This window comes from Roseovarius sp. THAF8, assembly GCF_009363735.1.
Taxonomy (GTDB): domain Bacteria; phylum Pseudomonadota; class Alphaproteobacteria; order Rhodobacterales; family Rhodobacteraceae; genus Roseovarius.
Genome location: NZ_CP045410.1, coordinates 3,332,351 through 3,359,209, shown reverse-complemented (window position 1 = coordinate 3,359,209; position 26,859 = coordinate 3,332,351). Strand labels below are relative to the sequence as shown.

The 26,859-nt window shown below is 67.5% G+C and carries 27 protein-coding genes and 1 tRNA gene; 13 read left to right on the top strand and 15 right to left on the bottom strand.

The genetic code is table 11. From position 1 onward, the window contains the following. Positions 1 to 157: 157 nt before the first annotated feature. The gene (locus FIU85_RS16405) at positions 158 to 841 is read left to right on the top strand and encodes a fumarylacetoacetate hydrolase family protein (protein WP_152493328.1); all 684 of its coding nucleotides are present in this window, start codon (positions 158 to 160) and stop codon (positions 839 to 841) included. 203 nt (positions 842 to 1,044) lie between these two features. On the opposite strand, the gene FIU85_RS22550 is transcribed toward FIU85_RS16405, so the two are convergent. The 8 genes from FIU85_RS22550 to FIU85_RS16365 form a co-directional block, all read right to left on the bottom strand. Then, positions 1,045 to 1,179, bottom strand: coding sequence for a hypothetical protein (locus FIU85_RS22550; protein ID WP_302848994.1), 135 nt, complete (start codon positions 1,177 to 1,179; stop codon positions 1,045 to 1,047). Positions 1,180 to 1,291: 112 nt separating this feature from the next. Next, positions 1,292 to 1,366 (bottom strand) — tRNA-Phe (locus tag FIU85_RS16395). An 80-nt stretch (positions 1,367 to 1,446) separates the two neighbouring features. Then, on the bottom strand, positions 1,447 to 1,641 hold the full coding sequence (locus FIU85_RS16390) for a DNA gyrase inhibitor YacG (RefSeq protein ID WP_152497649.1): 195 nt from the start codon (positions 1,639 to 1,641) through the stop codon (positions 1,447 to 1,449). A gap of 107 nt (positions 1,642 to 1,748) precedes the next feature. Continuing rightward, a complete protein-coding gene (locus tag FIU85_RS16385) occupies positions 1,749 to 2,774 on the bottom strand; it encodes a ribonuclease E/G (protein ID WP_152497648.1) in 1,026 nt (341 codons plus the stop codon). Then, positions 2,771 to 3,367, bottom strand: a complete 597-nt coding sequence (locus FIU85_RS16380; RefSeq protein ID WP_152497647.1) for a nucleoside triphosphate pyrophosphatase — start codon at positions 3,365 to 3,367, stop codon at positions 2,771 to 2,773. The genes FIU85_RS16385 and FIU85_RS16380 overlap by 4 nt, the downstream gene beginning before the upstream one ends. Before the next feature lie 85 nt (positions 3,368 to 3,452). Further along, positions 3,453 to 3,671: a translation initiation factor IF-1 gene (infA, locus tag FIU85_RS16375; protein WP_005978431.1), complete on the bottom strand. Its 219-nt coding sequence runs from the start codon at positions 3,669 to 3,671 to the stop codon at positions 3,453 to 3,455. An 81-nt stretch (positions 3,672 to 3,752) separates the two neighbouring features. Then, positions 3,753 to 4,637 carry a carbon-nitrogen hydrolase family protein gene (locus FIU85_RS16370; RefSeq protein WP_152497646.1) on the bottom strand — a complete coding sequence of 295 codons (885 nt, stop codon included), beginning with the start codon at positions 4,635 to 4,637 and terminating at the stop codon, positions 3,753 to 3,755. Between the two features lie 62 nt (positions 4,638 to 4,699). After that, complete coding sequence (locus FIU85_RS16365; protein WP_152493416.1) at positions 4,700 to 5,623, bottom strand: LysR family transcriptional regulator; 924 nt, start codon at positions 5,621 to 5,623, stop codon at positions 4,700 to 4,702. Between the two features lie 101 nt (positions 5,624 to 5,724). Between FIU85_RS16365 and metF the strand changes: the two genes are divergently transcribed. Together metF and FIU85_RS16355 are read left to right on the top strand one after the other, a co-directional pair. Further along, positions 5,725 to 6,591, top strand: a complete 867-nt coding sequence (metF, locus tag FIU85_RS16360) for a methylenetetrahydrofolate reductase [NAD(P)H] (protein ID WP_152497645.1) — start codon at positions 5,725 to 5,727, stop codon at positions 6,589 to 6,591. 1,063 nt (positions 6,592 to 7,654) lie between these two features. Then, complete coding sequence (locus FIU85_RS16355) at positions 7,655 to 8,152, top strand: PaaI family thioesterase (protein WP_152497644.1); 498 nt, start codon at positions 7,655 to 7,657, stop codon at positions 8,150 to 8,152. A gap of 65 nt (positions 8,153 to 8,217) precedes the next feature. Here the strand turns inward: FIU85_RS16355 and FIU85_RS16350 are convergent, their stop codons facing one another. Further along, on the bottom strand, positions 8,218 to 9,294 hold the full coding sequence (locus FIU85_RS16350; RefSeq protein ID WP_152497643.1) for a DUF2235 domain-containing protein: 1,077 nt from the start codon (positions 9,292 to 9,294) through the stop codon (positions 8,218 to 8,220). A gap of 311 nt (positions 9,295 to 9,605) precedes the next feature. Continuing rightward, positions 9,606 to 10,736: a type III PLP-dependent enzyme gene (locus FIU85_RS16345; protein ID WP_152497642.1), complete on the bottom strand. Its 1,131-nt coding sequence runs from the start codon at positions 10,734 to 10,736 to the stop codon at positions 9,606 to 9,608. 109 nt (positions 10,737 to 10,845) lie between these two features. Between FIU85_RS16345 and FIU85_RS16340 the strand changes: the two genes are divergently transcribed. The 8 genes from FIU85_RS16340 (at position 10,846) to FIU85_RS16305 (ending at position 18,991) form a co-directional block, all read left to right on the top strand. Further along, on the top strand, positions 10,846 to 11,280 hold the full coding sequence (locus tag FIU85_RS16340) for an Lrp/AsnC family transcriptional regulator (RefSeq protein WP_152493421.1): 435 nt from the start codon (positions 10,846 to 10,848) through the stop codon (positions 11,278 to 11,280). Between the two features lie 370 nt (positions 11,281 to 11,650). Next, positions 11,651 to 11,860, top strand: coding sequence for a Flp family type IVb pilin (locus tag FIU85_RS16335; RefSeq protein WP_152493422.1), 210 nt, complete (start codon positions 11,651 to 11,653; stop codon positions 11,858 to 11,860). 97 nt (positions 11,861 to 11,957) lie between these two features. After that, positions 11,958 to 13,172, top strand: coding sequence for a hypothetical protein (locus tag FIU85_RS16330; RefSeq protein ID WP_152493423.1), 1,215 nt, complete (start codon positions 11,958 to 11,960; stop codon positions 13,170 to 13,172). After that, positions 13,169 to 14,866: a CpaF family protein gene (locus FIU85_RS16325; RefSeq protein ID WP_152497641.1), complete on the top strand. Its 1,698-nt coding sequence runs from the start codon at positions 13,169 to 13,171 to the stop codon at positions 14,864 to 14,866. The genes FIU85_RS16330 and FIU85_RS16325 overlap by 4 nt, the downstream gene beginning before the upstream one ends. 3 nt (positions 14,867 to 14,869) lie before the next feature. Then, on the top strand, positions 14,870 to 15,811 hold the full coding sequence (locus FIU85_RS16320; RefSeq protein WP_152497640.1) for a type II secretion system F family protein: 942 nt from the start codon (positions 14,870 to 14,872) through the stop codon (positions 15,809 to 15,811). Continuing rightward, positions 15,804 to 16,775 carry a type II secretion system F family protein gene (locus FIU85_RS16315; protein WP_152497639.1) on the top strand — a complete coding sequence of 324 codons (972 nt, stop codon included), beginning with the start codon at positions 15,804 to 15,806 and terminating at the stop codon, positions 16,773 to 16,775. Before FIU85_RS16320 ends, FIU85_RS16315 begins: the two co-directional genes overlap by 8 nt. Positions 16,776 to 16,779: 4 nt before the next feature. Continuing rightward, positions 16,780 to 17,226, top strand: a complete 447-nt coding sequence (locus FIU85_RS16310) for a TadE/TadG family type IV pilus assembly protein (protein WP_152493427.1) — start codon at positions 16,780 to 16,782, stop codon at positions 17,224 to 17,226. After that, entirely contained in the window at positions 17,213 to 18,991 is a 1,779-nt protein-coding gene (locus tag FIU85_RS16305) for a TadG family pilus assembly protein (protein ID WP_172978904.1), read from the top strand. The genes FIU85_RS16310 and FIU85_RS16305 overlap by 14 nt, the downstream gene beginning before the upstream one ends. A gap of 14 nt (positions 18,992 to 19,005) precedes the next feature. Here FIU85_RS16305 and FIU85_RS16300 read toward each other — a convergent pair whose 3' ends face one another. From FIU85_RS16300 to FIU85_RS16290, 3 genes are all read right to left on the bottom strand, one after another. Beyond that, positions 19,006 to 19,566, bottom strand: a complete 561-nt coding sequence (locus FIU85_RS16300; RefSeq protein WP_152497637.1) for a helix-turn-helix transcriptional regulator — start codon at positions 19,564 to 19,566, stop codon at positions 19,006 to 19,008. Between the two features lie 181 nt (positions 19,567 to 19,747). Beyond that, on the bottom strand, positions 19,748 to 21,250 hold the full coding sequence (gene dacB, locus FIU85_RS16295; RefSeq protein WP_152497636.1) for a D-alanyl-D-alanine carboxypeptidase/D-alanyl-D-alanine-endopeptidase: 1,503 nt from the start codon (positions 21,248 to 21,250) through the stop codon (positions 19,748 to 19,750). A 77-nt stretch (positions 21,251 to 21,327) separates the two neighbouring features. Further along, positions 21,328 to 21,942, bottom strand: a complete 615-nt coding sequence (locus tag FIU85_RS16290) for a nicotinate-nucleotide adenylyltransferase (protein WP_152498287.1) — start codon at positions 21,940 to 21,942, stop codon at positions 21,328 to 21,330. A gap of 181 nt (positions 21,943 to 22,123) precedes the next feature. Between FIU85_RS16290 and FIU85_RS16285 the strand changes: the two genes are divergently transcribed. Both FIU85_RS16285 and ettA read left to right on the top strand, forming a co-directional pair. Then, the gene (locus FIU85_RS16285; RefSeq protein ID WP_172978903.1) at positions 22,124 to 23,977 is read left to right on the top strand and encodes a bifunctional diguanylate cyclase/phosphodiesterase; all 1,854 of its coding nucleotides are present in this window, start codon (positions 22,124 to 22,126) and stop codon (positions 23,975 to 23,977) included. Positions 23,978 to 24,059: 82 nt separating this feature from the next. Then, positions 24,060 to 25,715, top strand: a complete 1,656-nt coding sequence (gene ettA, locus FIU85_RS16280) for an energy-dependent translational throttle protein EttA (RefSeq protein WP_152497634.1) — start codon at positions 24,060 to 24,062, stop codon at positions 25,713 to 25,715. A 172-nt stretch (positions 25,716 to 25,887) separates the two neighbouring features. Here ettA and FIU85_RS16275 read toward each other — a convergent pair whose 3' ends face one another. Both FIU85_RS16275 and FIU85_RS16270 read right to left on the bottom strand, forming a co-directional pair. Beyond that, positions 25,888 to 26,442: a transposase gene (locus FIU85_RS16275; RefSeq protein ID WP_152497633.1), complete on the bottom strand. Its 555-nt coding sequence runs from the start codon at positions 26,440 to 26,442 to the stop codon at positions 25,888 to 25,890. A gap of 43 nt (positions 26,443 to 26,485) precedes the next feature. Further along, positions 26,486 to 26,815, bottom strand: a complete 330-nt coding sequence (locus tag FIU85_RS16270) for a BrnA antitoxin family protein (RefSeq protein WP_152497632.1) — start codon at positions 26,813 to 26,815, stop codon at positions 26,486 to 26,488. Positions 26,816 to 26,859 lie beyond the last annotated feature (44 nt).

The following is a 26,859-nucleotide window of genomic DNA, read 5'->3' as shown; positions in this document are numbered from 1 at the left end:
CGATATATCAGATCAATCCTGCAATTGGTCGCAATGGTTGCCACCTTGAATTCCAAAAATCAACTGATTTATAAAATTATTGCCCAGATCATTTTTAAATTGATCTTTTCAGAAGTTATTTCTATGGCTCTATGTCAAATTAATCTGAAAGGTTGCCATGGCTGACTTTGCTATCTCCCCGCCCGAAGTTATCAGTGTTCCCACCGCCTCCGGCGCGCGATTCCCCGTGCGCCGCGTCTATTGCATCGGTCGCAATTATGCCGCCCACGCCATCGAGATGGGCCATGACCCGGACCGCGAACCGCCGTTCTTCTTCCAGAAGAACCCCGACAATCTCGATGCGTCGGGCGAGTTTCCCTACCCGGCCCACAGCTCCGACGTTCACTACGAGGTCGAGCTTGCCGTTGCGCTGAAATCCGGCGGCGCGAACATTCCGCTTGGCGATGCGATGTCGCATGTGTGGGGCTACGCGATCAGCCTCGACATGACGCGCCGCGACCTGCAGGGCGAAATGAAGAAAATGGGCCGCCCCTGGGAGATCGGCAAGGCGTTCGAGCGTTCCGCGCCGATTTCTCCGCTGGTGCCGATCGAGGAAAGCGGCCCGCTCGACGAAGGCCGGATCGAATTGCACGTCAACGGCGAGCCCAGGCAGGACGGCGACCTGAACCAGATGATCTGGAAGGTCCCGGAAATGATCAGCTACCTGTCGGAATATTTCGAACTCGCCGCCGGCGACGTCATCCTTTCGGGAACGCCAGCAGGCGTCGGGGCAATCCAGAAAGGCGACACCATGCTTGCCAAGGTCGAGGGCCTGCAGGACTTCGAGGTCAAAGTGGTCTGACCTGACCCGAGCGGGCTCAATCGAGCCCGCGCTGCGGCCTTTCTGCACGCGTGCAGCGATGCACGCGCCGGGTCCCGTTCCCGAAACGCCACCCCGGTCGAAAACCCGGCGCCGAAGGATCGGCGCCGGCCCGGTGCACCAAAGACGCGCCTGGGACCGCGGCGTAAAGCCCGCACCACCTCACACGGCGCGGGCTCGCGCGCCTATCGTCCCATCGTGTAGAATTCCGTATTCGGTCGCATCGACGTAAAATTCGCCATCCGGTTCGACAGGCCGAAGAACGCCGTCACGCCCGCGATGTCCCAGATATCCTCGTCGGTCTCGGTCTCGCACGCCATGAGTGCAAGCTGAACTCGGATGGCGCGCGCGGACCACGCCGGACAAGAAATGGCAGAAACGATTGATTCAAGCGGCCACCAGAGCTTCTCTGGACTATCTCGGATTTTGAAGTGGTGCCCGGGGGCGGAATCGAACCACCGACACGAGGATTTTCAATCCACTGCTCTACCCCTGAGCTACCCGGGCACGGGTGAACGGGCGCGCCGTTCGGGTTCCGGCTTTCTAGGCGAGGGCCACGCCACTGTCCAGTGGGTTTTTGCCACTTTTCAGTGGGGTTTTCCCGGGGCCGCGTTCTGCGCCTCGTCCATCGCCTCGGCGACCTCCTCGGCATCGTCCAACCGGCTGGATGGAATGGCATAATCCCCGCGCAGCCACGCGCCAAGGTCGCGGTTGGCACAGCGTTCGGAACAGAAGGGACGGTATTTCTTCACCGTGTCTTCGCCGCAAATCGGGCAACTCATATCAAACCTTTAAAGCGTTTCGCGATTAACCTGCCTAGCAGCTTATCGCGAAACGCAGCACGACATTCAATCGTTGCACGCGCTTCGTCATAAGCTGATGTCTCAGGTCAATGGCGAACCGCTTTCGGCAGCGGCAGCCTGTCTCGCTTTCTCTGCAACTCATAGTGCCCAAGGGGCGTCCAGCCGACAAGGGCCGTCTCTACCGTGTCGCGGCGGAACGCGGCGCGCAGGGCGGCCTCGAAGGTCTTGCGGTCCTTTTTGGGCATGGGTGCGAGGTCCAGCACCACCTGCCCGCCCAGCCCCCGCAGCCGCAAGGCCCGCGGCAAGACGCGCGCGGCGGCCATGTTGGCCTTCACCGCAGCCGCCGGAGAGGTGTCGCCGCCGGCGTTCACATCCACCGCCACCAGCGCCCGCGTCGGCTCGACATAGATGCTTGCCCCGCCCGGCAAATCCTCGCGGGGACTGGCCAGCGCTTCGACCGCATCCAGCACGCCGTGGTGCTCGAACGCCTGCGCGTCCTCGTCCCAGATCTCGGGCTCCGGCCAGTCGCGCCACGCGAGTTCGTGCGGCCCCGGCCCCTCGACCAGCTTTTCGGGCTTGCCGCTCGCATCGGCAATGACCGCGCGGGCCAGCTCCGCCATGCGCGCCACGTCCTCGGCCACGGCCTCCTCCTCCGCGCCTTCGCAGGCCGAGCGCAGGATCAACCCGTTGTCATCGCCCGCCATCACCTCCTTGCCGATCAGCATCAGGCGATCATTCAGGTCGTCATCATGAATGGCCCGCGACACGTTGATCCCCGGCGCACCGGGCGTGACGATCGCGTAGCGGCTCTTGAACAGCACCTTCGCCGTCACCGGGATCGCCTTGCCCGGTTCGGCATAGCCCGTGACCTGCACCAGAACCGTGCCCCCGGCACTCATCCCCTTGACCTGGCGCAGAAATCCGTTGCCGTCGGGCGTCTTCACGAACAGCCCGCCCTGCCCCTTCACCGGCCGCTCGATCACGGCGCGATAGATCGTGCCGGGGCGCGGCTGGTCGGTATCCACCAGCAGATCGGACAGCACACCATCCTCCATCAGCGCCGCCGCCTCGAAATCGCCAAGCTGGCCCAGCGCCACCACGCGTCCCTTCATGTCTTTCCCTTCCACACAGGGTATCCGGCGGCCAAAAGCAGCCCCGCCGTCTCCTTCAGCGGCAAGCCCACGATGGCCGTGAACGAGCCTTGTATCCACGGAATGAACGCCCCCGCTGGCCCCTGGATGCCGTAGCCCCCGGCCTTGCCCCGCCAATCGCCGGATCCCAGGTAGAACGCGATCTCGTCATCATCCAGCCGCTTCATCTTCACGGCACTGACCACGTCGCGCTCCCAAAGGCGGTCACCGCGGCGCACAGCCACCGCCGTGATCACCTTGTGCCGCCGCCCCGACATCTTGCGCAGGAAATCCTCGGCCTCCCCTGCATCCTCGGGCTTGCCCAGGATGCGCCGGCCCAGCGCCACGGTCGTATCGGCAGAGAGCACGATATCGTCCCCCCCGGCCTCGACGGCCAGCGCCTTTTCCCGCGCCATGCGCACGCAATAGGGGCGCGGCAGCTCGGCCTTTTCGGGGGTCTCGTCGATATCCGGCGGGCGCACGTCATCGGCCACGACGCCGATCTGCGCAAGCAGATCCCGGCGTCGCGGGCTGCCGGAGCCCAGGATCAACTTGGGGCTCTGCGCTGTCGTCATGTTGCCCCCAGATGATCGACGGGGTGCGCACGCATTTCACCTCAGGTGAAACGCTTCCGCGCACCAGGCAAACCCCTGTTTCGCCTCACTTAAATCGATAATTGATTCGACCCTTGGTCAGATCGTAAGGTGTCATTTCCACCTGTACCTTGTCGCCTGCCAGAACGCGGATGCGGTTCTTGCGCATCTTGCCTGCCGTGTGGGCGATGATCTCATGGCCGTTCTCTAGCTCGACCCGAAATGTCGCATTCGGCAGGAGTTCCTTCACGACACCTGGAAATTCGAGCGTATCTTCCTTGGCCATGGTCTCTCCTTGATTTCCGCCCTGCCGGTCGCAGGACAGGCGTTTAAATGGCCCCATTCCCCAAGGTTTTCAAGTCAAATATCATTGCAGCCGTTCAACTGTGGGGGCGCCGTCGCGTCCCGCCTGCTCGGCCCAGTGGGTGCGGTTCAGCACCCCGCCATCGGCCCGCACCTGAGCGATTTTCTTCAAATCGGCCTCGGCATAGGTCCAACCTGGCGCATCCAGTTCACCTGCGGCCAGCACGCCCGTGGGCGGAAAGCCAATGTCCGGCGGGCCAAAAACGCCGCCCGCGCCGGTGTTCACATCACAGACCTCGCACCAGTCTGCAGGCCCCACCAGCGACGACATGGCGCTGACGCATTGCTGCTCCAGCGCGCGGGCCATGGCCCCGATCCGCACCCGCCAGTACCCGGCCAGCGTCTCGGTGCAGGACGGCACCAGCAGGATGTCCACATCCTGCATCGCGCGTCCCAGAAGCGGAAATTCACTGTCATAACAGATCAGTACGCCAACCCGCCCCAGCGCGGTATCGAACACCTTCAAAGGCCCGCCGCCCACGCACGCCATAGGCTCCCGCTCCCAGCGGGTCATGATCTGCTTGTCCACCACGCCCTTGCCCCCGCCGGGGCCGAAGAACGCCGCCCGGTTCACCGGACGCGGGCCAATCGCATCGTCATAGACCGGCGCCGAGCCGCCCAGAATATGCACGCCATATTTGCCCGCCAGAGTGGAATGCAGCGCGTCCGCCTCGGGCATCCGCTCCGACACCGCCCGCAAGGACGGCTCCAGCTCCGCCGATACCGCCCGCCCCGCCAGCGGCGCCAGTTCCATCGCCGCATATTCGGGAAAGACCAGCAGATCGGCCCCCCGCCCAGCGGCCTCGGCCACCCAGGCCTCGATCTTCTCGGCATAGGCGTCCCAGCTGTCGAACTCGTCCAGCGGGTAGGCCGCAGTCGCAATCTTCATCGTTTTCGCTTTCCATGACAGGTTTCACCGGCACCCTAACGGCCCGACCGGCCAGGCGCCACTCAGACCGCTTCTCGCTCCACCGGCCGTTGCATCCGCAGCGGAATTTCCCGCGCCAGCCGAAGAAGATGCGCCATGTAGGGTTTGTCCGCCTCGTCCTCACGGATCGCCGCGTACAGCCGCTTTGTCAGCCCGCCCTTCGTGACTGGCCGGGTGATGTATTCCGTGCTGGTCCGCTGCTCGCGCAACACCCAATCGGGCAGCACCGCAACGCCGCGATTCGACGCCACCAGCAGCAGGATCACCGCCGTCAGCTCGATCTGCCGCACCGCGCGCGGCTCCACCTTGGCGGGCGTCAGAAGCTCGGTGAAGATATCCAGCCGCGAGCGGTCCACCGGGTAGGTGATCAATGTCTCGTCTCGGAAATCGTCCGCCTCGACGAAATCCTTGCCCGCCAGCACATGCTGGCTGGAGGCCACGAAGAGCGGCTCGTAATCGAAGAGCGGCTGAAAGATCACGCCATCGAGGTCCTCGGGGTCCGACGACACCACCAGGTCCACCTCCTCCTTCTGCAACGCCGGCAGCGCATCGAAGGCAAGGCCAGGCCTTATGTCGATATCCACCTCCGCCCAGGTTTGGCGGAATCGCTCCAGCACCGGGAACAGCCACTCGAAACAGGCGTGGCACTCGATGGCGATATGCATCCGCCCGGCGCTTCCCTGCCGCAATCCGCTGAATTCCGCCTCCAGCGCCTCGACCTCGGGCAGCACTTTTTCCGCCACGCGCAGCAGCCGCAGACCCGCCGCCGACAGCTTCAGCGGCTTCGAGCGCCGCACGAACAGTTCCACCCCCGCCTGATCCTCCAACCCTTTGATCTGGTGGGACAAAGCAGACTGCGTGATGTGCAGAAGATCCGCCGCACGGGCCAGCCCCCCGGCCTGGTGAATGGCCCGGATCGTCCTCAGATGGCGAAAGTCGATATGCATGAATATTAGCCCGCCTCATTCAAACCATGAATTTTATGAAGTTGTCTCACATACGCGCGCCTGCGACAAGAGACTCAACACCCCATTGCAGGATACCCGTCATGAGCACCCCTACCGTTTCCTTCGAGTTCTTCCCGCCCAAATCGCTGGAGGCGTCGTTCCGCCTCTGGGACACCGTCCAGACGCTCGCGCCGCTGGACCCCAGCTTCGTGTCGGTCACCTACGGCGCCGGCGGCACCACCCGTGAACTCACCCGCGATGCCGTCGCCACGCTGCACAAGTCCAGCGGCCTCAACGTCGCCGCCCACCTCACCTGCGTCGAGGCCACCCGCGAGGAAACGCTGGCCATCGCCCAGGACTTCGCCGATGCCGGCGTGAACGAGATCGTCGCCCTGCGCGGCGACCCGCCCAAGGACTCGGACGGCTTCACGCCCCACCCCGAGGGCTTTGCCGACAGCTGCGAGCTCATCTCGGCGCTGGCCGACATGAACCGCTTCAAGATCCGCGTCGGCGCCTACCCGGAAGTGCACCCCGAGGCGGCGGATGCCCAGGCCAATATCGACTACCTCAAGCGCAAGATCGACGCCGGCGCGGCCGAGGCGATCACCCAGTTCTTCTTCGACACCGAGGCGTTCTTCCGCTTCCGCGACGCCTGTGCCGATGCGGGCATCGACGCGCCGATCATTCCCGGCATCCTGCCGATCGAGAACTGGGGCGGCACCAAGCGCTTCGCCGCCGCCTGCGGCACGAAAATTCCCGCCTGGCTGGACGAGGCCTTCACCAAGGCCGCCCGCGACGACCGCGAGACGCTGCTGGCCACGGCCCTGGCCACAGAACTCTGCAGCGAGCTGATCGAGGGCGGCGCCGAGCACCTGCATTTCTACACGCTCAACCGCCCCGAGCTGACGCGCGACGTCTGCCACGCCCTCGGGGTCACGCCCAAGGTCGAACTGCGCGACGTCGCCTGACGCACCTTTGATCCCTGTGACACTCCCCTCCCCGGGGCTGTCGCAACGCCTGGCCCTGCCTTCCCCGAAGGCGGGGCTTTTTCGTGCACACCTGTCAGGCGCGCAGGTAATGCGGCGCGTGCTTGACCAGTGCTCGACCGTCAGGGTTGAATCCTTTGCGGAGACGCGTGATCTATATCCTCAAGCGCCATCGACGGGCCGCGGCGCGGCGATCCGACGGCAGTTCGCAGCACTTTATCCAGGCCAGATCCGAAGCAGGATTGAGCGATCCACCGAACGTCACCCAATCGCCTGGCCGTGGGGGCGGCCCGGCGATGGCGCGGGGCCTGCGGCCTGTTTCCGCGCCGGGTGTAGGTCATAGGCCTTCTATGTCCGCAATGTGAACGTCCAACGCGAACGCCCGCGCGGAATATAGGTGCAGCTTGCTGCACCGCCGCGCATCGCCGGGCCGCCCCGTCACGCCAGAGGCGTGCCGACTATAGTTGGCGCACCTTTGGTGCGACGGCCCGGCGATTTGGTGAGGCCGGGTGTGCCGCTCGGAGGTTTTGCAGAGTTGGCGGGGATAAAGTGCTGTAGAACCATCGTTGGATCGCCGCGCCGCGGCCCGTCGATGCGCGGCCCCTACAAACCCACCCTCCGTCTCGACCACAAAGCCGACATTCGTGCCGCCCGCAACACATGCCGGGATCGAGCCCGTGAGAGACACTGGCATCGAGCCCCCGGCCGGTTAACAGCCGCGAAGCGGCCCGGCCATCGTCGGCCGCTCCCTTGGGCTGGCGATTTGGCGAGGCTGGGCGGGCCGAGGATGTGTTTGGCAGGCATAAAGTGCTTCATGATTGCCGTCGGATCGCCATCTCAGGGGCTGACGATCGCCTCTGTCGTGAATGGCAGTAAAGTCCGTACAGGCGGTCTTTGCCAGGCTCCACGACAGGAATCGCAAACCTTCCGCGCCTCAAAATGCAGCCCCTCCATCACCGCCACGACCCGCGAAAGCCGTGATGCTTTCATGCCCCGCCGTCGGGGCGGGCTTGCCACCCTCCCCGGCCCGAACTAGCGTGCCGCCATGACCGACACGGCCCGCCCCTTCACCGCCACATCGCTGGACCAGATGCCCGACATGGACGCGCTCCTGTCGCGCTCCGGCCTCGACTTCATGCGCGACATGATCGCGGGCCGCCTGACCGCCCCGCCCATCGGCGCCACGCTCGGCTTCACCGCGCTCTCCGCCGATCCCGGCCGGGTGGTGTTCGAAGGCACGCCCGGCTTCGGCGCGCTCAACCCGATGCGCGGGGTCCATGGCGGCTGGTACGGGGCGATCCTCGACTCCTGCATGGCCTGCGCGGTGATGACCCTGCTGGACAAGGGCCAAGTCTACACGACGCTCGAATACAAGGTGAACATCACCCGCGCCCTTCCCCTGGGCATGGCGGCGGTGGCCACCGGCACCACCCAGCATGGCGGCCGCCGCACCGCCACCGCGGTGGGCGAGCTGCGCGGCAAGGAAGACGGCAAGCTCTACGCCACCGGCAGCACCACCTGCCTGATCATGGACGCCGCCTGACCACCCGCGCCAAATCTTTTCGACAAAAGATTTGGCAAAACTTTTCGCGAAAGTTTTGCCCGCGCCTACATCACCGCCTGCGCATCGGTCGCATACGGTGCGCCGCGGCCCTGCACGCTCTCGTGCAGCCGCTCGGACGGGTCCCGCCCCACCACCCTTGCCTTGCGGAACAAGAAGATCTTGCCCCAGCCGCGCCACTTGCCGATCGACGGCGCGTCGGGGTCCGTCGGATACCGCGCACGCCAGCCTTCGGGCAGGCTCAGCCCATGCGCCTCGGCCCGCTCCAGCATCCAGACCAGCGGGATGTTGGACAGGGGCCGCGCCGCTTCGAACCCGTCCAGCTGCCCGCCCACGTCGCCATGGGTGCCCCGGAACCACACCTGCTCCACCCGGCCCTCGCCCGCAGTACTGCCCGGCCCGGTTTCCCACATCACCGGGGTATAGACCCGCCGCGTCTCGTCCAGCGCCAGCGCGTGATAACCATGCCGGATATGCGGCCCCAGCGCGTGACTGTGAAACGCGTTCTTCGGCGTCAGCAATCGCCAGATCAGCGGGCCGGACCAGTCCAGTGCCTTCACCGTGTCCCAGACGCCCACCATCTCGATCGGAGAGCTTTCGTGGCACAGCGCGCGGGTGAATTCCGCCGCGGCGGACCCCGCCGCCTCGTCGCGGTAATGGCGATAGGCGGTCTTCACCTGCCGCTCGGTCGCATTTTCCGCCCGCAACAGCCCGACCCGGTCGATCACCCCGGCCAGCGACCGCACCGCATAGGCCCCGCGCGAGAACCCGAACAAGAAGATCCTGTCGCCGGGCCGATAGCGGGACGCAAGATAGCCATAGGCCCGCCGGATCTGCCGGTTGATCCCGCGCCCCAGCATCACGTCGCCGGTGCGCCGCCAGTCCGGCCACTGCACCCCGGGCTCGTAGTAGAGGGACATGCCCACGCCCACCGTCTCGTTCAGCAGCTTGAAGGTCAGGCCCGCATTGCTCTCATAGCCCGGATCGAGCGACGACATCGTGCCGTCCAGGATGATGACATGGCTCACCGCGCCCCGCGCGACATGCCTGGTCCGCACCCGTTCGCCACGGGTCAGGCCAACCAGCCGCCGGACGGCCCGGCCAATGCGTTTCGTCCAGCTCATCGCAGACCAGCATCCCCCAAACCCGGCCCGGGGTAAAGGACCCTGCGCACCGCTCCCGCGCTTTTGCCGGCACCCTGTTTCCTTTCCGGCACCGCCGTGACGCGCCCCGCAGTGGGGATCTTGTGGCCTGGGCCAGCCCGCGCCCGCTCCGCGACGACGCCGGTCGTCGCGGTGAAACCTGCCCCGGCACCGCCCCGCCCTCTCGCGGACCGCAAAGAGGCCCGGCGCCGATGCACGGGCCCGACGCTCCGCCGCCGCGTTTCAGCCCGACAAATGTGCGCGCGGCCCTCGGCTTTCCGCACCCGCCCCGGTCAGGACAGCCGCGTCACCATGATCGGCCCGTCCGGTCCATAGCCGTTGAACCGCGTCGCCAGCGCCCGCGAATAGGCGCCCATCCCCTCGAACAGCACGTAATCGCCCTCGGCCACATCCTCGGGCAGCGCCAGCGGGTCGGGCAGCCGGTCCAGGCTGTCGCAGGTCGGCCCGAAGACCACGCGCGCCACCGGCGCACCGCCGCGCGGCTGCCCGTCGGGCCGGACCAGCCGCACCCGCGTCAGCGCGTCGATATCCCGGGCCTCGGCCAGCGCGCCGTAGATCCCGTCGTTGAGGAAAAGGCTCCCGTCCGGGCGCACCGCCTTGACGCGCGCGGCCAGCGTGAACGCCTCGGCCACCATCGCCCGCCCCGGCTCGCAGACCAGCGCGGGCGGCACGTCGAACGCCGCGCGCGCCACCTCCGCCACGTGGTCGAAAATCGCCTCCAGGTCCGGCGCCGCCCCCGAGCGGTGCGCCGCGAACCCGCCGCCCACGTTCAGCCGCTCCAGGGTCACCCCCGCCATCCGCGCCACCTCGGCACTGGCCCTCACATACGCCCCCCAGGCCGCCGGGTCGGCGCATTGCGTGCCGGGATGAAAGCAGATGCCGGGACCAAACCCCATCTCTGCGACCCGCCGCAACAGCGCCGCCGCCGCTTCCGGCGCGGCCCCGAACTTGGCCCCGAAATCATAGGCCGCGCCGCGCACCGGCAGCGCGAGCCGCACCGTCACCTCCAGGTCGCGCGGCAGGCCGGCCAGCTTTTCCAGCTCCGACATGCAATCGACCGAACACGAGGCGACGCCCATCGCCGCGGCGGTGTCGACCTCCGCGACCGAGCGCACGGGGTTGTTGTAATGCAGCACCGCGCCGGGCGCGGCGACCCGCACCGCCCGCATTTCCGCCGGGCTCGCCACGTCGAACGCCGTGAGGCCCGCCGCGGCCAGGTTGGCCAGCACCTCGTCGCCCGGATTGGCCTTGACCGCATAGGTCACCAGCCCGTCGAACCCGTCCAGGAACCGGCGCGCCGTCGCCTGAAGAACCTCGGGACTGAAATAAAGAACCGGCACGTCGGGGCGGTGCCGTACAAGATGAGCCAGCGGGCTCTGCCACGTGGATGTCTGATGCTGCATGTGTCGCCTCGTTGATGGTCTTTTCTTTAGTGTGAAGCGAAACCGCGTGGATTTGTCGGGTCAAATTGTACGAAATGTCGCAACATGTCGGCAAAACGCCGAGGGAATCATGCAAACAGACGAACTTGACGAAGCGCTGATCGCACTCCTGCAGGAAAACGCGCGCATGCCCGTCGCCACGCTCGCCCGGCGGCTGGGCCTTGCGCGCACCACCGTCCAGGCCCGGCTCGACCGGCTGGAAACCTCCGGCGTGATCCTGGGCTACACCTTGCGCCTCAACGCCGCGCGCCGCGCGCCCCTGCGCGCCACCGCCCTTGTCCAGATCGAGGCCCGCAGCCAGCCCACGGTGCTCTCGCGCCTGCAATCGCTGCCCAATGTGCGCCGCGTGCACACCACCTCGGGGCGTTTCGACCTGATCGTCACGCTCGAGGCCGAAACCACCGAAGAACTTGACGACACGCTCGACCGGATCGGCGACGCCAAGGGCGTGCGCGGCTCGGAATCGCTCATCCACCTCGCCACCAAGCTCGACCGCGGGCACTAGGCACCCCCCGTCCCGGACCTGATCCGGGACCTCCCCGCCGCACGACCGATTCGTCCGAGCCAGCCCGTTCGGGCCGGTTTTCCCGCCTTTTTCCGCGCCGGTTCCCGCCCGTCCCCGGCCCGGAAAATCATTCCGCGTCCGACCCCCTCGGGCCCCGCCACGGTATCGCCACATCCGCGCCCGCTTCCGCCAATTTCGGCGCAAGATTCCGTACGACCTTGGTCGGACGACCTTCCGACGATCGGGTCGTAAAGCACCGCACCGACCGAGGAAGGATTTCGTACTTCGCCGCGCCGCGCCACTCTCAAGCCACACGAGGGTCGCCACGACCCGCACTCAACAACCACGACAACCACGGAAGAAAACGACCATGACCATCGCACGCAAATCCATCCAGACCCTCGCCCGCACCTTCGCCCGCGACGAGGACGGTGCCACCGCCATCGAGTACGGCCTCTTCGCCGCGCTCATCGGCGCCGTGATCATCGTCACCGTTTCGGAGGTCGGCACGGAAACCCATACCGGCTTCACCACGATGAAAACCGAACTTCAGAAGGCCAACGGCACCGGCTCGCCATAACCGGCCTTGCCGGTCGCCACCGGAGCGGCCCCCCACACCCTGTTGGGCCGCTCCGCAATCATCGAACGTCGACACTCTTTACCCCCGGAGACCGCCCATGCCCTTCGACACCCAAGACGGCGTCGCCCCGTCGCTCCAGGCCTATGTCTGTTCCGATACCGGCGCCGCCACGGCCCGCGCCGTTCTGGCGGAAAGCAAACAGGCGGCCAAGGCGATCCACGGCGGCGGCCTCAGCGGGGCGGCCCGGCTTCTGCCCAACGCGTCGAGGGTCAAGTGCATCCTGGCCGAGATGGGCCAGCTTTCCCTCGACATGGCGACAGAATGCGTCGCGGAACTGACCCGCGCCGGCATCGAGGTGATCGTGCTGGGCCGCGTCGACGACATCGCCACTTACCGCGCGTTGCGGCGAGCCGGCGCGCGCGACTACTTCGCCTTGCCGGCCAAGGCCTCCGACATTCTTGCCGCCACCACGGCGACGCCGCCGGCGGTCGGTCTCGCTGCAGCCGTCGCCGAACCGCAGGCCCAGCGCGGGCCTGCCATCGGCGTCATCGGCTGCAAGGGCGGCACCGGCGCCAGCCTGCTGGCCCAGAACCTCGCCGCGCACGCCTCCGCCTCCAAAGGCGCCGCGCGAAACACCGCCCTCCTGGATGCCGATCTCGAGTTCGGCAGCCAGGCGATCGACCTCGACCGCGACGAGACGCGCGGCCTCTTCGACGCGCTCCGCGCGCCTGCCCGGGTCGACGGTACATTCATCACCGCCACCATGGACCAGATCAGCGACACGCTCTCGCTCTATTCCGGCCAGGTGCGCCGCGACCAGACCGCCGCCGACTACGAACCCGGCCTCGCGGCGCTCCTGCCGCGCCTGCGCGATGCGTTCGACACTGTCATCGCCGACCTGCCCCGCGGCCTCGTCCTGCGCCAGCCCGACGTGATCGGCACGCTCGACCGCCTCGTGCTGGTCCTGCCCGCGGGCTTTGCCGGGGTCAACGCCGCCAGCCGCCTGATCGGCCAGGTCCGGGCGGATCATCCCGACATGCCGATCCTTGCCGTGCTGTCGGAAACCCTCAAGGATGCGGGCATCCGCCACAAGGACATCGCCAAGGCGCTCGACATGCCCCTCACCGCGATCCTGCCCTGCTGCACGTCGGCGCTGGCAAAGGCGCACAAGGCCGCGCGGCCGCTCGTCACGCTGCAGCCCCGGTCGCCCTGGGCCCGCGCCGTGCGCACCGTGTTCGACGCGGCCACGGACCCCGCCGCGGCCAAGGCCGCCCCGCGCAAGGCCACGCCCCGCAAGAGGCTGTTCGGATGAAACACGAGGTCGTCGAGCACGACAACCGTCCCGCGCTCGACCGCGTGCTGCACATCGCACGCCGGATCGACGCCGACGGCCTGTCGGTCGAGGAAAAGGTCAACACCGCCCTCACCTTCGTGGTCGAGGCCGCGAAGACCCCGATCTCGCTCGGCCAGCAGCGTGCCCTCCTGGCCCAGGCCGTGGCGGCCCTGGGCGGTACAGCCCCCGCCCCGTCCGATGCCCAGGCGCAGATACGCGTGCCGACACCGGCCCGGGCCGGGGCCGCGTCGCCGCAGCAGCCGCGCCCGCACGCGCCTCTTGATGCCCCGGCCCGCCCCGCCGCGCAGCCCCCCGCCCCGGCCCAACGGCCCGCGAATGGCACGCCCAGGTCGGCGCCCGAGCCGAAGCTTCCCGCCCTCATCCAATCCGTCAACGCCGCCACCACCGCCGGCTCCGACGTCTCGACCATGGTCGGCGAGATGATCCAGGCCCTCTCGGAACTGCTCGACTTCACCGAGATGGCCGCGCTGCCCCGCGCCGACCAGGAAAGCCGCATCCACGACGCCATCCACGGCATCTCCGAGCAGCGCAAGATGCACCTCAACGGGCGCGAAGTGGCCGACCTGGTGCAGGCCGTGCTGGCCGACATGCTGGGCCTCGGCCCGCTCGAACGCCTGCTGGCCGACGAGGAGGTGACCGACATCATGGTCAACGGCGCCGCGCAGGTCTATGCCGAGCGGCGCGGCAAGCTGGAACTGACCGGCACGCGCTTTCGCGACAACGCCCATGTCCATGCCGTAGCCTCCCGCATGGTCGCCGCCGTGGGCCGCCGCATCGACGAGGCGCAGCCGATGGTCGATGCCCGCCTCAAGGACGGCAGCCGCGTCAATGTCGCCATCCCGCCCTTGGCCATCGACGGCCCCACCATCACCATCCGCAAGTTTCCCGCCGCACCGATGAAGCTGGAAAGCCTCGTGGCAAACGGCAGCCTATCCGAACAGATGGCCGGCTTTCTGGGGCTTGCCGCCCACCTGCGCCTCAACGTGCTGGTCTCGGGCGGCACCGGCTCGGGCAAGACCACGCTGATGAACGCGCTTTCCGCCTTCATCCCCGCCACCGAACGGCTGGTCACCATCGAGGACGCCGCCGAACTGCGCTTCCAGCAGCCTCACGTGGTCCGGTTTGAAACCCGCCCCCCCAATGTCGAGGGCAAGGGCGAGGTCACCATGCGTACGCTGGTGCGCAACGCCCTGCGGATGCGCCCCGACCGCATCATCATCGGCGAGATCCGCGGCGACGAGGTGCTCGACCTGCTGCAAGCCATGAACACCGGCCATGACGGCTCGATGAGCACCCTGCACGCCAATTCCCCGCGCGAGGCGATGACCCGGATCGAGAGCATGGCTGCGCTCGCCGGCTTCGACATGGCCTCGGGCGTGGTGCGCCGCCAGCTGGCGGACGCGGTGCAGCTGGTGATCCAGATTTCCCGGATGCGCGACGGCACCCGCCGCATCACCTCGATTTCCGAGGTCGCCGGTCTCGAAGGCGATGTCGTCACCCTCCAGGATCTCTTCACCTTCGAGACCGACCCCGACAGCACCCGCGCCGAGGTGCGCGGCCAGTTCCGCTATTCCGGCTATCGCCCCAAATTCGCCAGCCGCGCCGCCGACTACGGCGTCGGCGCCGATCTCGACGCCGTGCTGAGAGGATAACCCATGAGCCTTTTTCTCATCGCCCTGACGGCCAGCATCGCCACCTTCACTGCCCTCGTGCTGTGGGTGCTGGTGCATGTCGACCGCACCCGCCGCCGCCAACACGCGCGGCTCCGGCGCGGCCTCGCCCAGACCCGCGCCGCGGCGCTCGAACCGCCCCGCCGCGTGATCCGCATGGAGGGCGACAGGGGCGGCCTCACCGCCCGGATCGAGGCGCTGCTGGCCCAGACCGGCCTCAACGTCGCGCCCAGCGACATCTGCATCCAGGTCACCATCGCCGCCGTGGCGATCTATGGCCTGGCGGTGCTTTATGCCGGGATGAACCCTGTCCTGGCGCTGGGGCTGGCCGTGGCCCTGCCCGTGGGCCTCGCCGTCGCGGTGCTGCGCCACGCCCGCACCCGCTATCAGGCCGCCTTCACCGAACGCCTGCCCGAGGCGCTCGACATCTTCGCCCGCGGCCTGCGCGCCGGACGGCCCATCGCGGATTCGCTGCGCATCGTGGTGGAAACCACCACCGGCCCCGTGCAGACCGAATTCGCCCGCTGCCACGGCGAGATCTGCCTCGGCACGCCCCTGCCCGACAGCCTCGCGGGCCTCTACATGCGGATGCGCACCGCCGAGATCGGCTTTTTCGCCGTCGCCACCGCGCTGCAGGCCGACTCGGGCGGCAACCTCGTCGAGACGCTGGAAAACCTGGCTGAACAGCTGCGCGAACGCCGCAAGTTGCGCAAGAAGGCGCGGGCGCTTTCGTCCGAGGCCCGTGCCAGCGCCATGATCCTCGCGGCCCTGCCCTTTTGCGTCGCGCTGGCGCTCTTCGTGCTGAACGGTGCGTATCTCAAACCGCTCTTCACCGATCCGCGCGGCCAGGTGATGGCCGCGGGCGCGCTGACCAGCGTCGCGCTCGGGGTCTACCTGATGGCCCGCATGGGGCGTCCCGATGTCTGAGGCGACGGTGAATATCCTGTCCTGGATGGTCTTCGCGGGCGTGATCATGGCCACGCTCGGCCTCGGCGCGCTGGTCGACATCGAACGCCGGCGCGCCGGCCTAATGCTGCGCCTGCGCCGCGCCGGCGGCTTGACGCTCGGCCCCCGCGCCGCGCCCGGCACCGCGGGCTCGGGCAGCTTCGCCTGGCTGCGCAGCGGGCTGCGCCGGATCGTCCTGCGCTTGGGCGAAAGCCTCTCGGTGATCCTCGGCGGCGAGGCCCGCGACACCGCCGCCGACCTGCGCTCGGCGGGCTATCGCAGCCGCGACGCCCTCCTCGTCTACGCTTTCCTGAAAACGGTCCTGCCCGTCTGCGCCTTCCTGTCCGGTGGCGTCTGGGTCCTGACCGTCTACCCCATCGGCATGCAAGCGCTCATTCCCTCGGCCATCGTACTGGCCGTGGCGCTCGGCATGTCGATGGGCATCGACATGGTGGTCGACAGCAAACGCCGCGCCCGCCTCGCCCGCATCCGCCGCGGCTTTCCCGACCTGTTGGAACTCCTGGTGATCGCCTCCGAGGCCGGCCAGGGCCCGCAGCAGGCCCTGCACCGCGTCGCGCGCGAACTGCATTACAGCACGCCCGAACTTGCCGCCGAGATGCAGCAGATGGTCGCCGAGATCTCCATGACCAACGACCGCCGCACCGCCTATGCCAAGCTCTCGGCCCGCGTGCCCCTGCCCGAAATCGCGATCTTCACCCAGGCGTTGGACCAGTCCGACACCTACGGCACGCCCTTTGCCCGCGCCATGCGCAACCTGGTGGCCGAACAACGCGCCAACCGCCTGATCGCGCTCGAGGAAAAGGCCGCCCGGCTGCCCGTCCTGATGACCGTGCCGCTGATCTTCTGCATCATGCCGGCGGTGTTCGTGGTGCTGGTCGGCCCCGCCGGGCTCTCGGTCTTCGACAACATCCTCGCGGGACGCTGAGACCATGACCCTGCGCCACCTCACCACTGCCGCCCGCCGCTTCGCCCGCCAATTCGCCCGTGACACCTCCGGCGCCGTCGCCATCGAGTTCATGCTGATCGCGCCGATCCTGCTGGCGCTGATCCTCGGGATCATCACCCTGGGCTTCTACATGGGCGTCAGCCATTCGGTGCACCAGCTGGCCGCCGGGGCCGCCCGCGCCTCCGTCGCGGGCCTCGACGAGACCGAGCGGCGCGACATCGCCACCACCTACCTGGCCGAGGGCGCCACCCGCTATCCACTGCTGACGGACGACGCGCTCTCCACCTCGCTCGCCTATTCCGGGGCGGCGATGGGCAGCATCACCGTCAACGTCACCTATGCGGCCGAAGGCACGTTGCTGGACGTGGCCAACGGCTTTCTCGGCCTCGGGATCGACACCATCGAGGGGCAGGCCTATGTCGCTTACTGACCGCATCGCCCGCTTCCGCCACGACGAGTCCGGCGCCGTGGCCATCATCGTGTCGCTGATGCTGACGGTGCTTTTCGGCTTCGTGGCCCTGGGGGTCGACGTCGCCTCGCTCTACCGCGACCGCGCCCGGCTTCAGGCCACCAGCGACCTCGGCGCACTCACCGCCATGGCCGACACCTCCGCCGTCCGGGACCGCGCCATCGACGCCATCACCAACAATGGCCGGGCCGCCTCCACGCTGACCGACCTGCAAACCGGGCGCTACTTCCGCAACCCCGCCATCCCCCGAACCGAGCGGTTCGTGGCCTCCGAGGACGACTCCGCGCCGGTCAATGCCGCCTTCGTCACGCTCACCGACGACTCGCCGCTCTATTTCGGCCAGATCTTCAGCGGCGCCTCCACCGTCGCGCTCAATCGCAGCGCCCTGGCCACCCGCACCGGCGCGGCCAGCTTTTCACTGAACAGCCACCTGGCCGACCTCGACCCCGCCGCGCTCAACGCCGTGCTCACGGCGGAATACGGCGCCGGGGCGCAGATCGACGCGGGCGATCTTGGCCTTCTGGCCGAGGCGCAGGTCAATCTGGGCACCCTGATGGAGACCCTCGACGCCCTCTCCGGCGGCACGTCGCGCAACCCCGCCGACGTGCTCGATGCCGTCACCACCGCCGACACCCTGCTCGACGCACTTGCCTCCGACCTTCCGCCCGCCCTCGCCGGCAGCCTCGCCGGGCTTGCCAGCGCCGCTGCCGGGCAAGACATCGACGTCGCCGCCGTCGTCGGCGGCATCGACACCCGCCTGGGCCTCACCGCCACGGATTTCCTGACCGAAATCGACGTCACGGCCCTCGATATCGTCAAGGCCGTGGTCGCCGCCGAGGCCATCGAGGCTGCATCCCTGGGCCTCGGGCTGGACGTCACCGGCGTCGTCGGCGTCGACGCGCGGCTCTCGGCCGGCGAACCGCCCGCCCGCTCGGGCTGGGTCGCCCTGGGCGAGGACGGCGTGCAACTGCACCGCGCCGCCGCGCGCCTGGCGCTCGACATCGACGCCGATCCCGGCCTGCTGACCGGGCTCGCCCCCGAGGTCACGGCCACCCGCCTGCGCGTGCCGCTCTACGTGGAACTCGCCGGCGCCACCGCCTCGCTGGAAGAGATCAGCTGCACTGCCGCGCGCGCCTCGGATCTCGCGGCGTCCTTCTCGGTCTCGCACACGCCCCTGCACCCCGCAAACGGCACCTCGGTCGCCGCGCTTTACCTCGGCACCCTGCCCACGGGCACCAGCGCCACCGCCGCGATCGACCCGGCCAGCCTCGGCTTTGCCGACCTTCTGACCGTGCGCATCGCGATCCCCGTGCCGCTCCTGCCCGATCTGGTGCTGGCCGATCTCGTGGTCCAGGCCCGCAGCCACGTCGCCCTGGGCCGCTCGAACACCGAAACCATCACCTTCACCCGCGGCGACGTGGCCGCAGGTGACACCGTCCGCAGCTTCGGCTCGGAACAGCTGGTGACAAGTGCCGTCAGCACGCTTTTGTCATCTGAAACCACCGAGATCCGTGTGAAACCCGACCAGCAGGGCCTTGTCACCGGCCTTGCGGCGCCCGTCGTCAACACCCTGCTCGCCAACCTTCCCGGCCAGCTTCTGGCCGCGCTCACCACGCCTGTCGACGGCGTGGTCGACGGCGTGCTGGCAGATGTGGGGCTGGAGCTTGGCGCGGGCGAGCTGACCCTGACCGGCCATCACTGCGAACTCATCCGGCTGGTGCAGTAAGCCCGGCCGCGGTGTCAGGCGACGTGCTGCTTGCGGCGCCCGACCAGCGGCAGCGCATCCTGCGTGCTGATCTTCGTCGCCGGTTCCTCGACCTCGCGCGCCATCGACACGACCTCGTCGGTGACGAAGGCGATCAGCTGATACCGCGATTCGAGTCCCGATTTCTGATAGATCCGGCCCAGCTGCGATTTCACCGTGGTGATGGCGCTGCCCCGCATCTCGGCGATCTCGCTGTTGGAAAACCCCTTGGCCACGAAAATCGCCACGTCCGCCTCGGCCTGCGACAGGCCCCAGTCCGGCGCATGGCGCAGGATCACCGTTTCCTTGGCGATGGGCTCGCTCATGCCCGGGGCCAGCTTTTCCTTCCGCTTCTGCACCACGTGGCGCGCCAACTGCGTGCAGGCGACATAGGCCACCACCGCCGTCAGCGCGAAAAACAGCGCGAAAAGCCCCGAGACGACCGCCACGCTCGGCGCGGCCTCGGCTCCCGCAAAGGCAAAGTGAAGAACCAATAGCGTCTTCAGGGCCGCGATGACCGAAACCAAGACACACCCAAATACCCAAATCCGTGACATCGCGTCACCTCCTGTTCGCGTTATTCCGCGGGCAACCTTACCGCAAATTGAGGCAATTTTGAGGTAACTGTTTCTAAATTGTCGACGATTTCAGGCTCCATGCACGCATTGGCAGAATCTCCCCACTCTCGTTCAGGCAAAAGTGGTCCACACACGCCTCTGACCGGCCCCGAAACCCGCCTCACCCGGCGTAAAGAGCGCTCCAGCGCTCGATCAGCGCCTGCTGAAGCCGCTTGGACCGGCCGTTCCAGCTTGCCGCTCCCGGCGGGCGCGACTCCGACGTGCTGTCGATGGGCTCGCGCAGCTCCTGGTTGGCCGTCATGATCGCAAAGGCCAGCTCGGTGTCGTCGGGCGCCGTGGCATAGCCCGCAAGCGTGCTGACGAAATAGAGCGTGCCCGTCTTGGCGGCCACCTTGACGGGATGGTCGGGCATCGGCGCGCCCTGACCGTCGCGCATCCCGAACGGCTTCAGGATCGGCTTCAACAGACCGTCGCCATGCACCCGCGCCAGCGCCCGCGCCATGGCCTCGGGCGTCACCCGCGACGTCTCGCCCAGGCCCGAGTGATCGACCAGCGTCGCGCCGGTGATGCCCAGGCTTTGCTGCGCCCAGGCCGTCATCTCGGCCCCCGACGCCGCCAGGTCCACGCTTTGGCCCAGCCGCGCCCGCGTCGCCGTCAGCCCGACCAGCTCGGCGGTCAGGTTGTTGGAATATTTCAGCATGTCCTGCAGGATCGGCACCAGCGGCTCGCTCTGGTGGCGCACCAGGACCTCGCCCTCGGGCGCGGCCTCGACCGGCTCGCCCGCCGTGACCGTCACGCCCTGCGCCTGCGCCAGCGCGGTGAACACCTCCACCGCGTATTCGCCGGGCCGCCGCACCGGCAGCCAGCGTGACCCGCCATTGCCCAGCGCGCCCGACGCCACGGTCCAGGCATCGTGATCGCCCCCGTCCTCGTAGGTATAGACCGGCCCCTTGCGCTGCGCGACGCGCATCCGCGCCACCCGCACCGACGGGCGATAGCGGTCCGACCGCGCGTCCATCTCCACGGTGTAATCCCCGCCCGAGCGCTTCCACTCGAAATGCACCCGGTTGAAATTCAGGTTCAGCCCCGACAGCGACGGGTTATAGCCCACATGCAGGGGCTGTTCGTCGTCGATGAACCGGGTAAAGGCCAGCGCCCCGGCCCAGGCCCGCACATGGCCGGTCACGCGGGTAACCCCCGCCTTCTTCAGCCGCGCCGCCATGTCGGCCAGCCCGTTGGTGTCCAGCACCGGATCGCCGCCACCGGCCAGCACCACGTCGCCGTCCAGCACGCCGTCGGTCACCGGCCCGGTCGCGATCAGCCGCGTCTCGAAACGATAATCCTCGCCCAGCGTCTCCAGCGCATATAACGCGGTGATCGCCTTCATCACGCTGGCCGGCGGCAACGGAATGTCTGCCGCGTGGCCTTCCAGCACCTTGCCGGTTTTCACGTCAACCACCGAAAAGCCGACATCGCCGCCCAGCTTGGCCCGCTCGATCAGCGCGTCGGCACTCGGCACCGACCGCTGGCGGGCCGCCTCCGCGCCGCCCTCGGGGCGCAGCTGCGGGCGCAAGGACACCTTGGGCGCATTGGCCAGCGCGCCGCCGGCCAGGCTGGCCAGCGCGGTCGTCAACAGGAAACGTCTGGAAATATCGCGTCGCATGGGCCCAATTAACCCAAGCGCGGCGGGTCACACAATCGGCAATTCCGCCATCCCGGCCCCAGGTCGCGACGTCGCGATCAACTTTCCGAAAGATCGCCCCAGTCGCCCCTTGCCCTGAGGGCGGTCGACGACAGTGCGCTCATCGGCACGTTGACGAAACACCACGCCGGCGCGACGGCAAAGCGCAGCGCCCGCGACTGCCGCGCCGGGATGCGCGCGGCGCGATAGATCCGCGCCGGTTTCGACATCCGCGCCGAGATCCGCTGCCCGGGCCGGGCCAGCACGCCGATCGGCACCGTCTGCATGATCCGTTGCCAGTCCTGCCAGTGCTCGAACTGCGCCAGGTTGTCGGCCCCCATCAGCCAGACGAAATGCACATGCGGCCGCATCCTTTGCAGCACGGCCAGCGTCTCGGCGGTATAGCGCGTGCCGACCTGCGCCTCGAAATCGCTGACGTGGATGCGCGGATGATCCACCAGCGCCCGGCACGCCGCCATCCGCCGCTCCAGGGGCTGCGGCCCGCGCGCCTTCAGCGGGTTGCCGGGACTGACCAGCCACCACACCCGGTCCAGACCGAAGCGGCGCAGCGCCTCGCGGCTGATATGCACATGGCCCGCATGGGGCGGGTCGAACGATCCCCCCAAAAGCCCGATCACCATGCCGGGCCGCGTCATCGGCAAGCGCACACGCATGTCCTCTCCCTTCGCGTCGCCCCTGAAATCGCCGGGATGCGGCGGGATGTCCAGCCTTTTCACCACCGCCCGCGTCCCCGGGATTCGGCGCAATTTTAGGGATTTAGCCTTTGCAGGCGCACCGATTGTTAAGCGTCGCGTGGCATGACGATACCCGGTGAGAGACGGCACGAGGTTGGGCGTGGCAGAGCCAAGCGACACAGCGCACCCGCATCCTGCCGATGCGGCGAAGGATCCGGCTGCGAACGGCCCCGGCCCGGCGCCGCCCGGCGCCGACCTGCCCTTCTGCCCGCAATTCCTCCACCGCACCCGCGACGCCATCATCCTCCAGGACATCGAGGGGCATCTGGAATGGATGAACCCCGCCGCCGAGGCGATGTTCAACGTCAGCCTCGACGCCGTGCGCGGGATCAAGGTGATGGGCCACGTCCTGCCCGACGGCGCCCGGGTCGATCCGGCCAAGATCGCCGCCTTCCGCTATGACATCGGCAGCAGTCTCTTCGACCGCACCCACCTCGCCCGGCACAAGCGCGTGGGCGGGCAGGTCTTCTGGAACCTGCACAGCTTCACGCTCCTGGCCACGCCCACGGGTCCCAAGGTCGCCGTGACCTGCCGAGACGTGACCGAAACGGTCGAGGCCGAACAGACCCTGCGCCATGCCAAGGCCCGGCTGCAGCACGCCGCCCATCATGACGACCTGACAGGGCTCGCCAACCGCAAGCGGCTCACGCAATACCTCGCCTCCGACATCCTGCGCCGCGCCCTGGCCGAACGGCGCGTGGGCGTGCTGCATCTCGACCTCGACAAGTTCAAGGAAATAAACGACACGCTCGGCCATGCGGCGGGCGACGCCGCGCTCCGGCACGTGGCCGACCTCCTGCGCCGCTTCTGCGGCCCGCAGGACCTCGCCTGCCGGATCGGCGGCGACGAATTCCTGCTGGTCTGCCTCGGCACGGCCACCGAAGACGCCCTGCTGACCCGGGCCGAACTGCTGCTCGGGGCCACCCACGACCCGCTGATGTGGAACAACCAGGCGATCCGCGTGGGCCTCTCCATCGGCGCCTGCCTCACCCAGGACAGCACCGAGCGCGGCGAGGCGCTCATCCACCACGCCGATCAGGCCCTCTACGAGGCCAAGACCCGCGGTCGCGGTCGCGTCATGCTGTATACCCCCGCCCTGGGCCAGGTTCAGATCGCGCAGAACCGGATGACCCGCGAATTGCGCCTCGCCGCCGCGGAAAAGCAGCTGACCGTGCACCTGCAACCCCAGCTCGACCTCGCCCGCGGCCGCGTAACCGGCTGCGAGACGCTGCTGCGCTGGAACCATCCGCGCCTGGGCCAATTGCCCCCCGGCGCGTTCTTCGAGACCGCCCGCCGCGCCGGCGTTCTGGCCGATCTCGACTACCACTCGATGCACCTGTCGCTCGACGCGCTCACGCGCCTGCACGCGGCGGGCTTCGACGACCTGACCATCGCGCTCAACGTCTCGGCCGAGGCGCTGACCGACGTCAACTATCCCGGCCTTCTCGACTGGGCGCTGCAGTCGCGCGGGCTCAATCCCTCGCAGATCTGCGTCGAGATCACCGAGACCACCATTCTTCAGGGCGGCGGGCGCACCATCGCCGCGGCCGTCGACCGGCTGAAACGCATGGGCGCCCGCGTCGCGCTCGACGATTTCGGCACCGGCTATGCGGGCCTCGCCCATATCTCGGAAATCGAGGTGGACGAGATCAAGCTCGACTGCTCGCTCACCGCCAACCTCGCCACCGACCCGCGCAACCGCGCCATCGTGCGCTCCATCATCGAGCTGTGCCGCAAGCTCGGCACCCATGTCACCGCCGAAGGGGTGGAGACCGCCGAGCAACTGCGCCTTCTGCGCGTCGCCCGCTGCCCCGCGATCCAGGGCTTCGTGCTGGCCCATCCCCAGCCCTGCGACGACATGATCGCCTGGCTTTCCGCCAACCTGCCCCTTCCGACGGATTTCGGACGCGACCCGCCCGAGCCGCGCGTCACCCGCCTGCATCCCGGCGACTGACGCATTTTGACCGTTTGAATTCGCCGCCCGGCGCGGTTACATGGGCCGCAACGCATTCCCTTCAGGAAAAAGAGCACGGAAAATGGCAGCCTACCAATACGTCTACCACATGCAGGGCGTCTCCAAGACCTACCCCGGCGGCAAGAAATGCTTCGAGAACATCCATCTCAGCTTCCTGCCCGGCGTGAAGATCGGCGTCGTCGGCGTGAACGGCGCCGGTAAATCCACCCTGATGAAGATCATGGCCGGCCTCGACACCGATTTCACCGGCGAGGCGTGGTCGGCCGAGGGGGCCAAGGTCGGCTATCTGCCGCAGGAGCCCGAACTCGACCCCAACCTTACGGTGCGCGAAAACGTCATGCTGGGCGTCGCCGCCCACAAGGCCAAGCTGGAACGCTTCAATGAACTGGCGATGAACTACTCGGACGAGACCGCCGACGAGATGGCCGCCCTCCAGGACGAGATCGACAGCAACAACCTCTGGGATCTCGACAGCCAGGTCGACGTCTCGATGGAGGCGCTCCGCTGCCCCCCCGACGACGCCGACGTCACCACCCTCTCGGGCGGTGAAAAGCGCCGCGTGGCGCTGTGCAAACTCCTGCTCGAAGCGCCCGACATGCTGCTTCTCGACGAGCCCACCAACCACCTGGATGCGGAAACCATCGCCTGGCTGCAACAGCACCTCATCGACTACAAGGGCACGATCCTGATCGTCACCCACGACCGTTATTTCCTGGACGATATCACCGGCTGGATCCTCGAACTGGACCGCGGCCGCGGCATCCCCTACGAGGGCAATTATTCCGCCTGGCTGGAACAAAAGGCCAAGCGGCTGGAGCAGGAAAAGCGCGAGGACAAGTCCAAGCAGAAGACCCTCGAACGCGAGCTGGAATGGATGCGCCAGGGCCAGAAGGCCCGCCAATCCAAACAGAAGGCCCGGATCGAACGCTACAACGAGCTGGCAAACCAGTCCGAGCGTGAAAAGGTCTCCCGCGCCCAGATCGTCATCCCCAACGGCCCGCGCCTTGGCGGCAAGGTGATCGAGGTCGAGGGCCTGCAAAAGGCCATGGGCGACAAGCTCCTGATCGAGGACCTGACCTTTTCGCTGCCCCCCGGTGGCATCGTCGGCGTGATCGGCCCCAACGGCGCCGGCAAATCCACGCTGTTCAAGATGTTCACCGGGCAGGAACAGCCCGACAAGGGCGAGATCACCTATGGCGACACGGTCGAGCTTTCCTACGTCGACCAGTCCCGCGACGACCTCAAGGATGGGGAAACCGTGTGGGAGGCCATCACCGGCGGGGCCGAGATCATCCAGCTGGGCGACGCGCAAGTGAACTCCCGCGCCTATTGCTCGTCCTTCAACTTCAAGGGCGGCGACCAGCAGAAAAAGGTCTCGCTCCTGTCAGGCGGCGAACGCAACCGGGTCCACATGGCGCGCCTGCTGAAAGAAGGCGGCAACGTCCTGCTGCTCGACGAGCCCACCAACGACCTCGACGTCGAAACCCTCCGCGCCTTGGAAGACGCGCTGGTGGACTTCGCCGGCTGCGCCGTGGTCATCTCCCACGACCGCTTCTTCCTCGACCGCATCTGCACGCACATTCTGGCCTTCGAGGGCGAGGCCCACGTGGAATGGTTCGAAGGCAACTTCGAGGATTACGAGGAAGACAAGAAGCGCCGGCTCGGCCCGGATGCGCTGGAACCCAAACGGATCAAGCACAAGAAATTTGCGCGGTGACGTCGAACGCATAGCGTTCGACGCGTGCGCGAAAGCGTTTCCGCAGGAAATGCGTGCGCACCCCGGTAGCAAATCCGGGTGCCACCCTCCACGCCGCCGTCCCGGACGTGATCCGGTACCTCCGGACCCCGAGATCCTCGGGTCAAGCCCGAGGATGACGTAGGGTGGGGTTTCACCCCACCCCCACACATCCCCGCGCATAACGCCCGTCCGCCCTGTCCCGATGCACTGACGAATACGCCCAATCCTCCGGTTCCGCCACGAACCCGTGCTTCACCGGGTTCATCCAGCAATACCGCATCAGCGCGGCATATTCCGCGTCGTCTCTCACATGATGCTCCCAGAACCGCCGCTGCCAGATGGCCACCTCGCCCTTTTCCTTGAGTAGGCCGGGGTTCACCCCGGCATACCGGCCAGATCGAACCACCGGCAGGCGGCGCGGCGGGGTGAACCCCGCCCTACGCACATCCATCGAAAACCGTGCTTTGATCGCCCCCCACCGTGTCGAAAAATCCGCATCACCTTTCGGCAAGGTCCAGATTGCATGCAGGTGATCCGGCAACACGACCCAGGCGTCGATTTTAAACGGCCGCTCGGCCCGTGTCTGTCGCACGGCGGCTCGCAACCGTTCGATATCATCCACGAGAAGGTGGCTACCGCGTTCCGCCAGATTGACGGTAAAGAACACGGTCGCACCGGAAACGCGGGGGCGAAGATAGTTCGACATGGCAAAACCATGCCGCAAGTTTGGTTAACGAATGGTTGGGTTTCTAGGATTCACACCCCATCCCAACCCTCTCCCTCAGCACCTCCTCCAACCGCAGCTCCTTCGCCAGATGCATCTGCATATACGTCGCCAGCAGCCGGTTGATCCGCCCCTGGTAGCCCTTGCCCATCGCCCGGTAGAACCGCGCCACCGACCGGTCCAGATACAGCGTCACCTTCTCCTTCGGCTCCTCCACCGGCACGTCCATCTCCAGCGTGTGCCACGCCTCCGGGATCTCCTCGGCGATGGTGTCGGGGATCCAGCTTTCCTGTTGCAGGTAGATCAGGCTTTGCATCAGGCTGGCGCGGGCGGCGCGTTCGGTCTTGGTGGGCATGTCGGGCTCCTCTGTGGCGAGCCCGTATCCTCGCCCAATCCCCT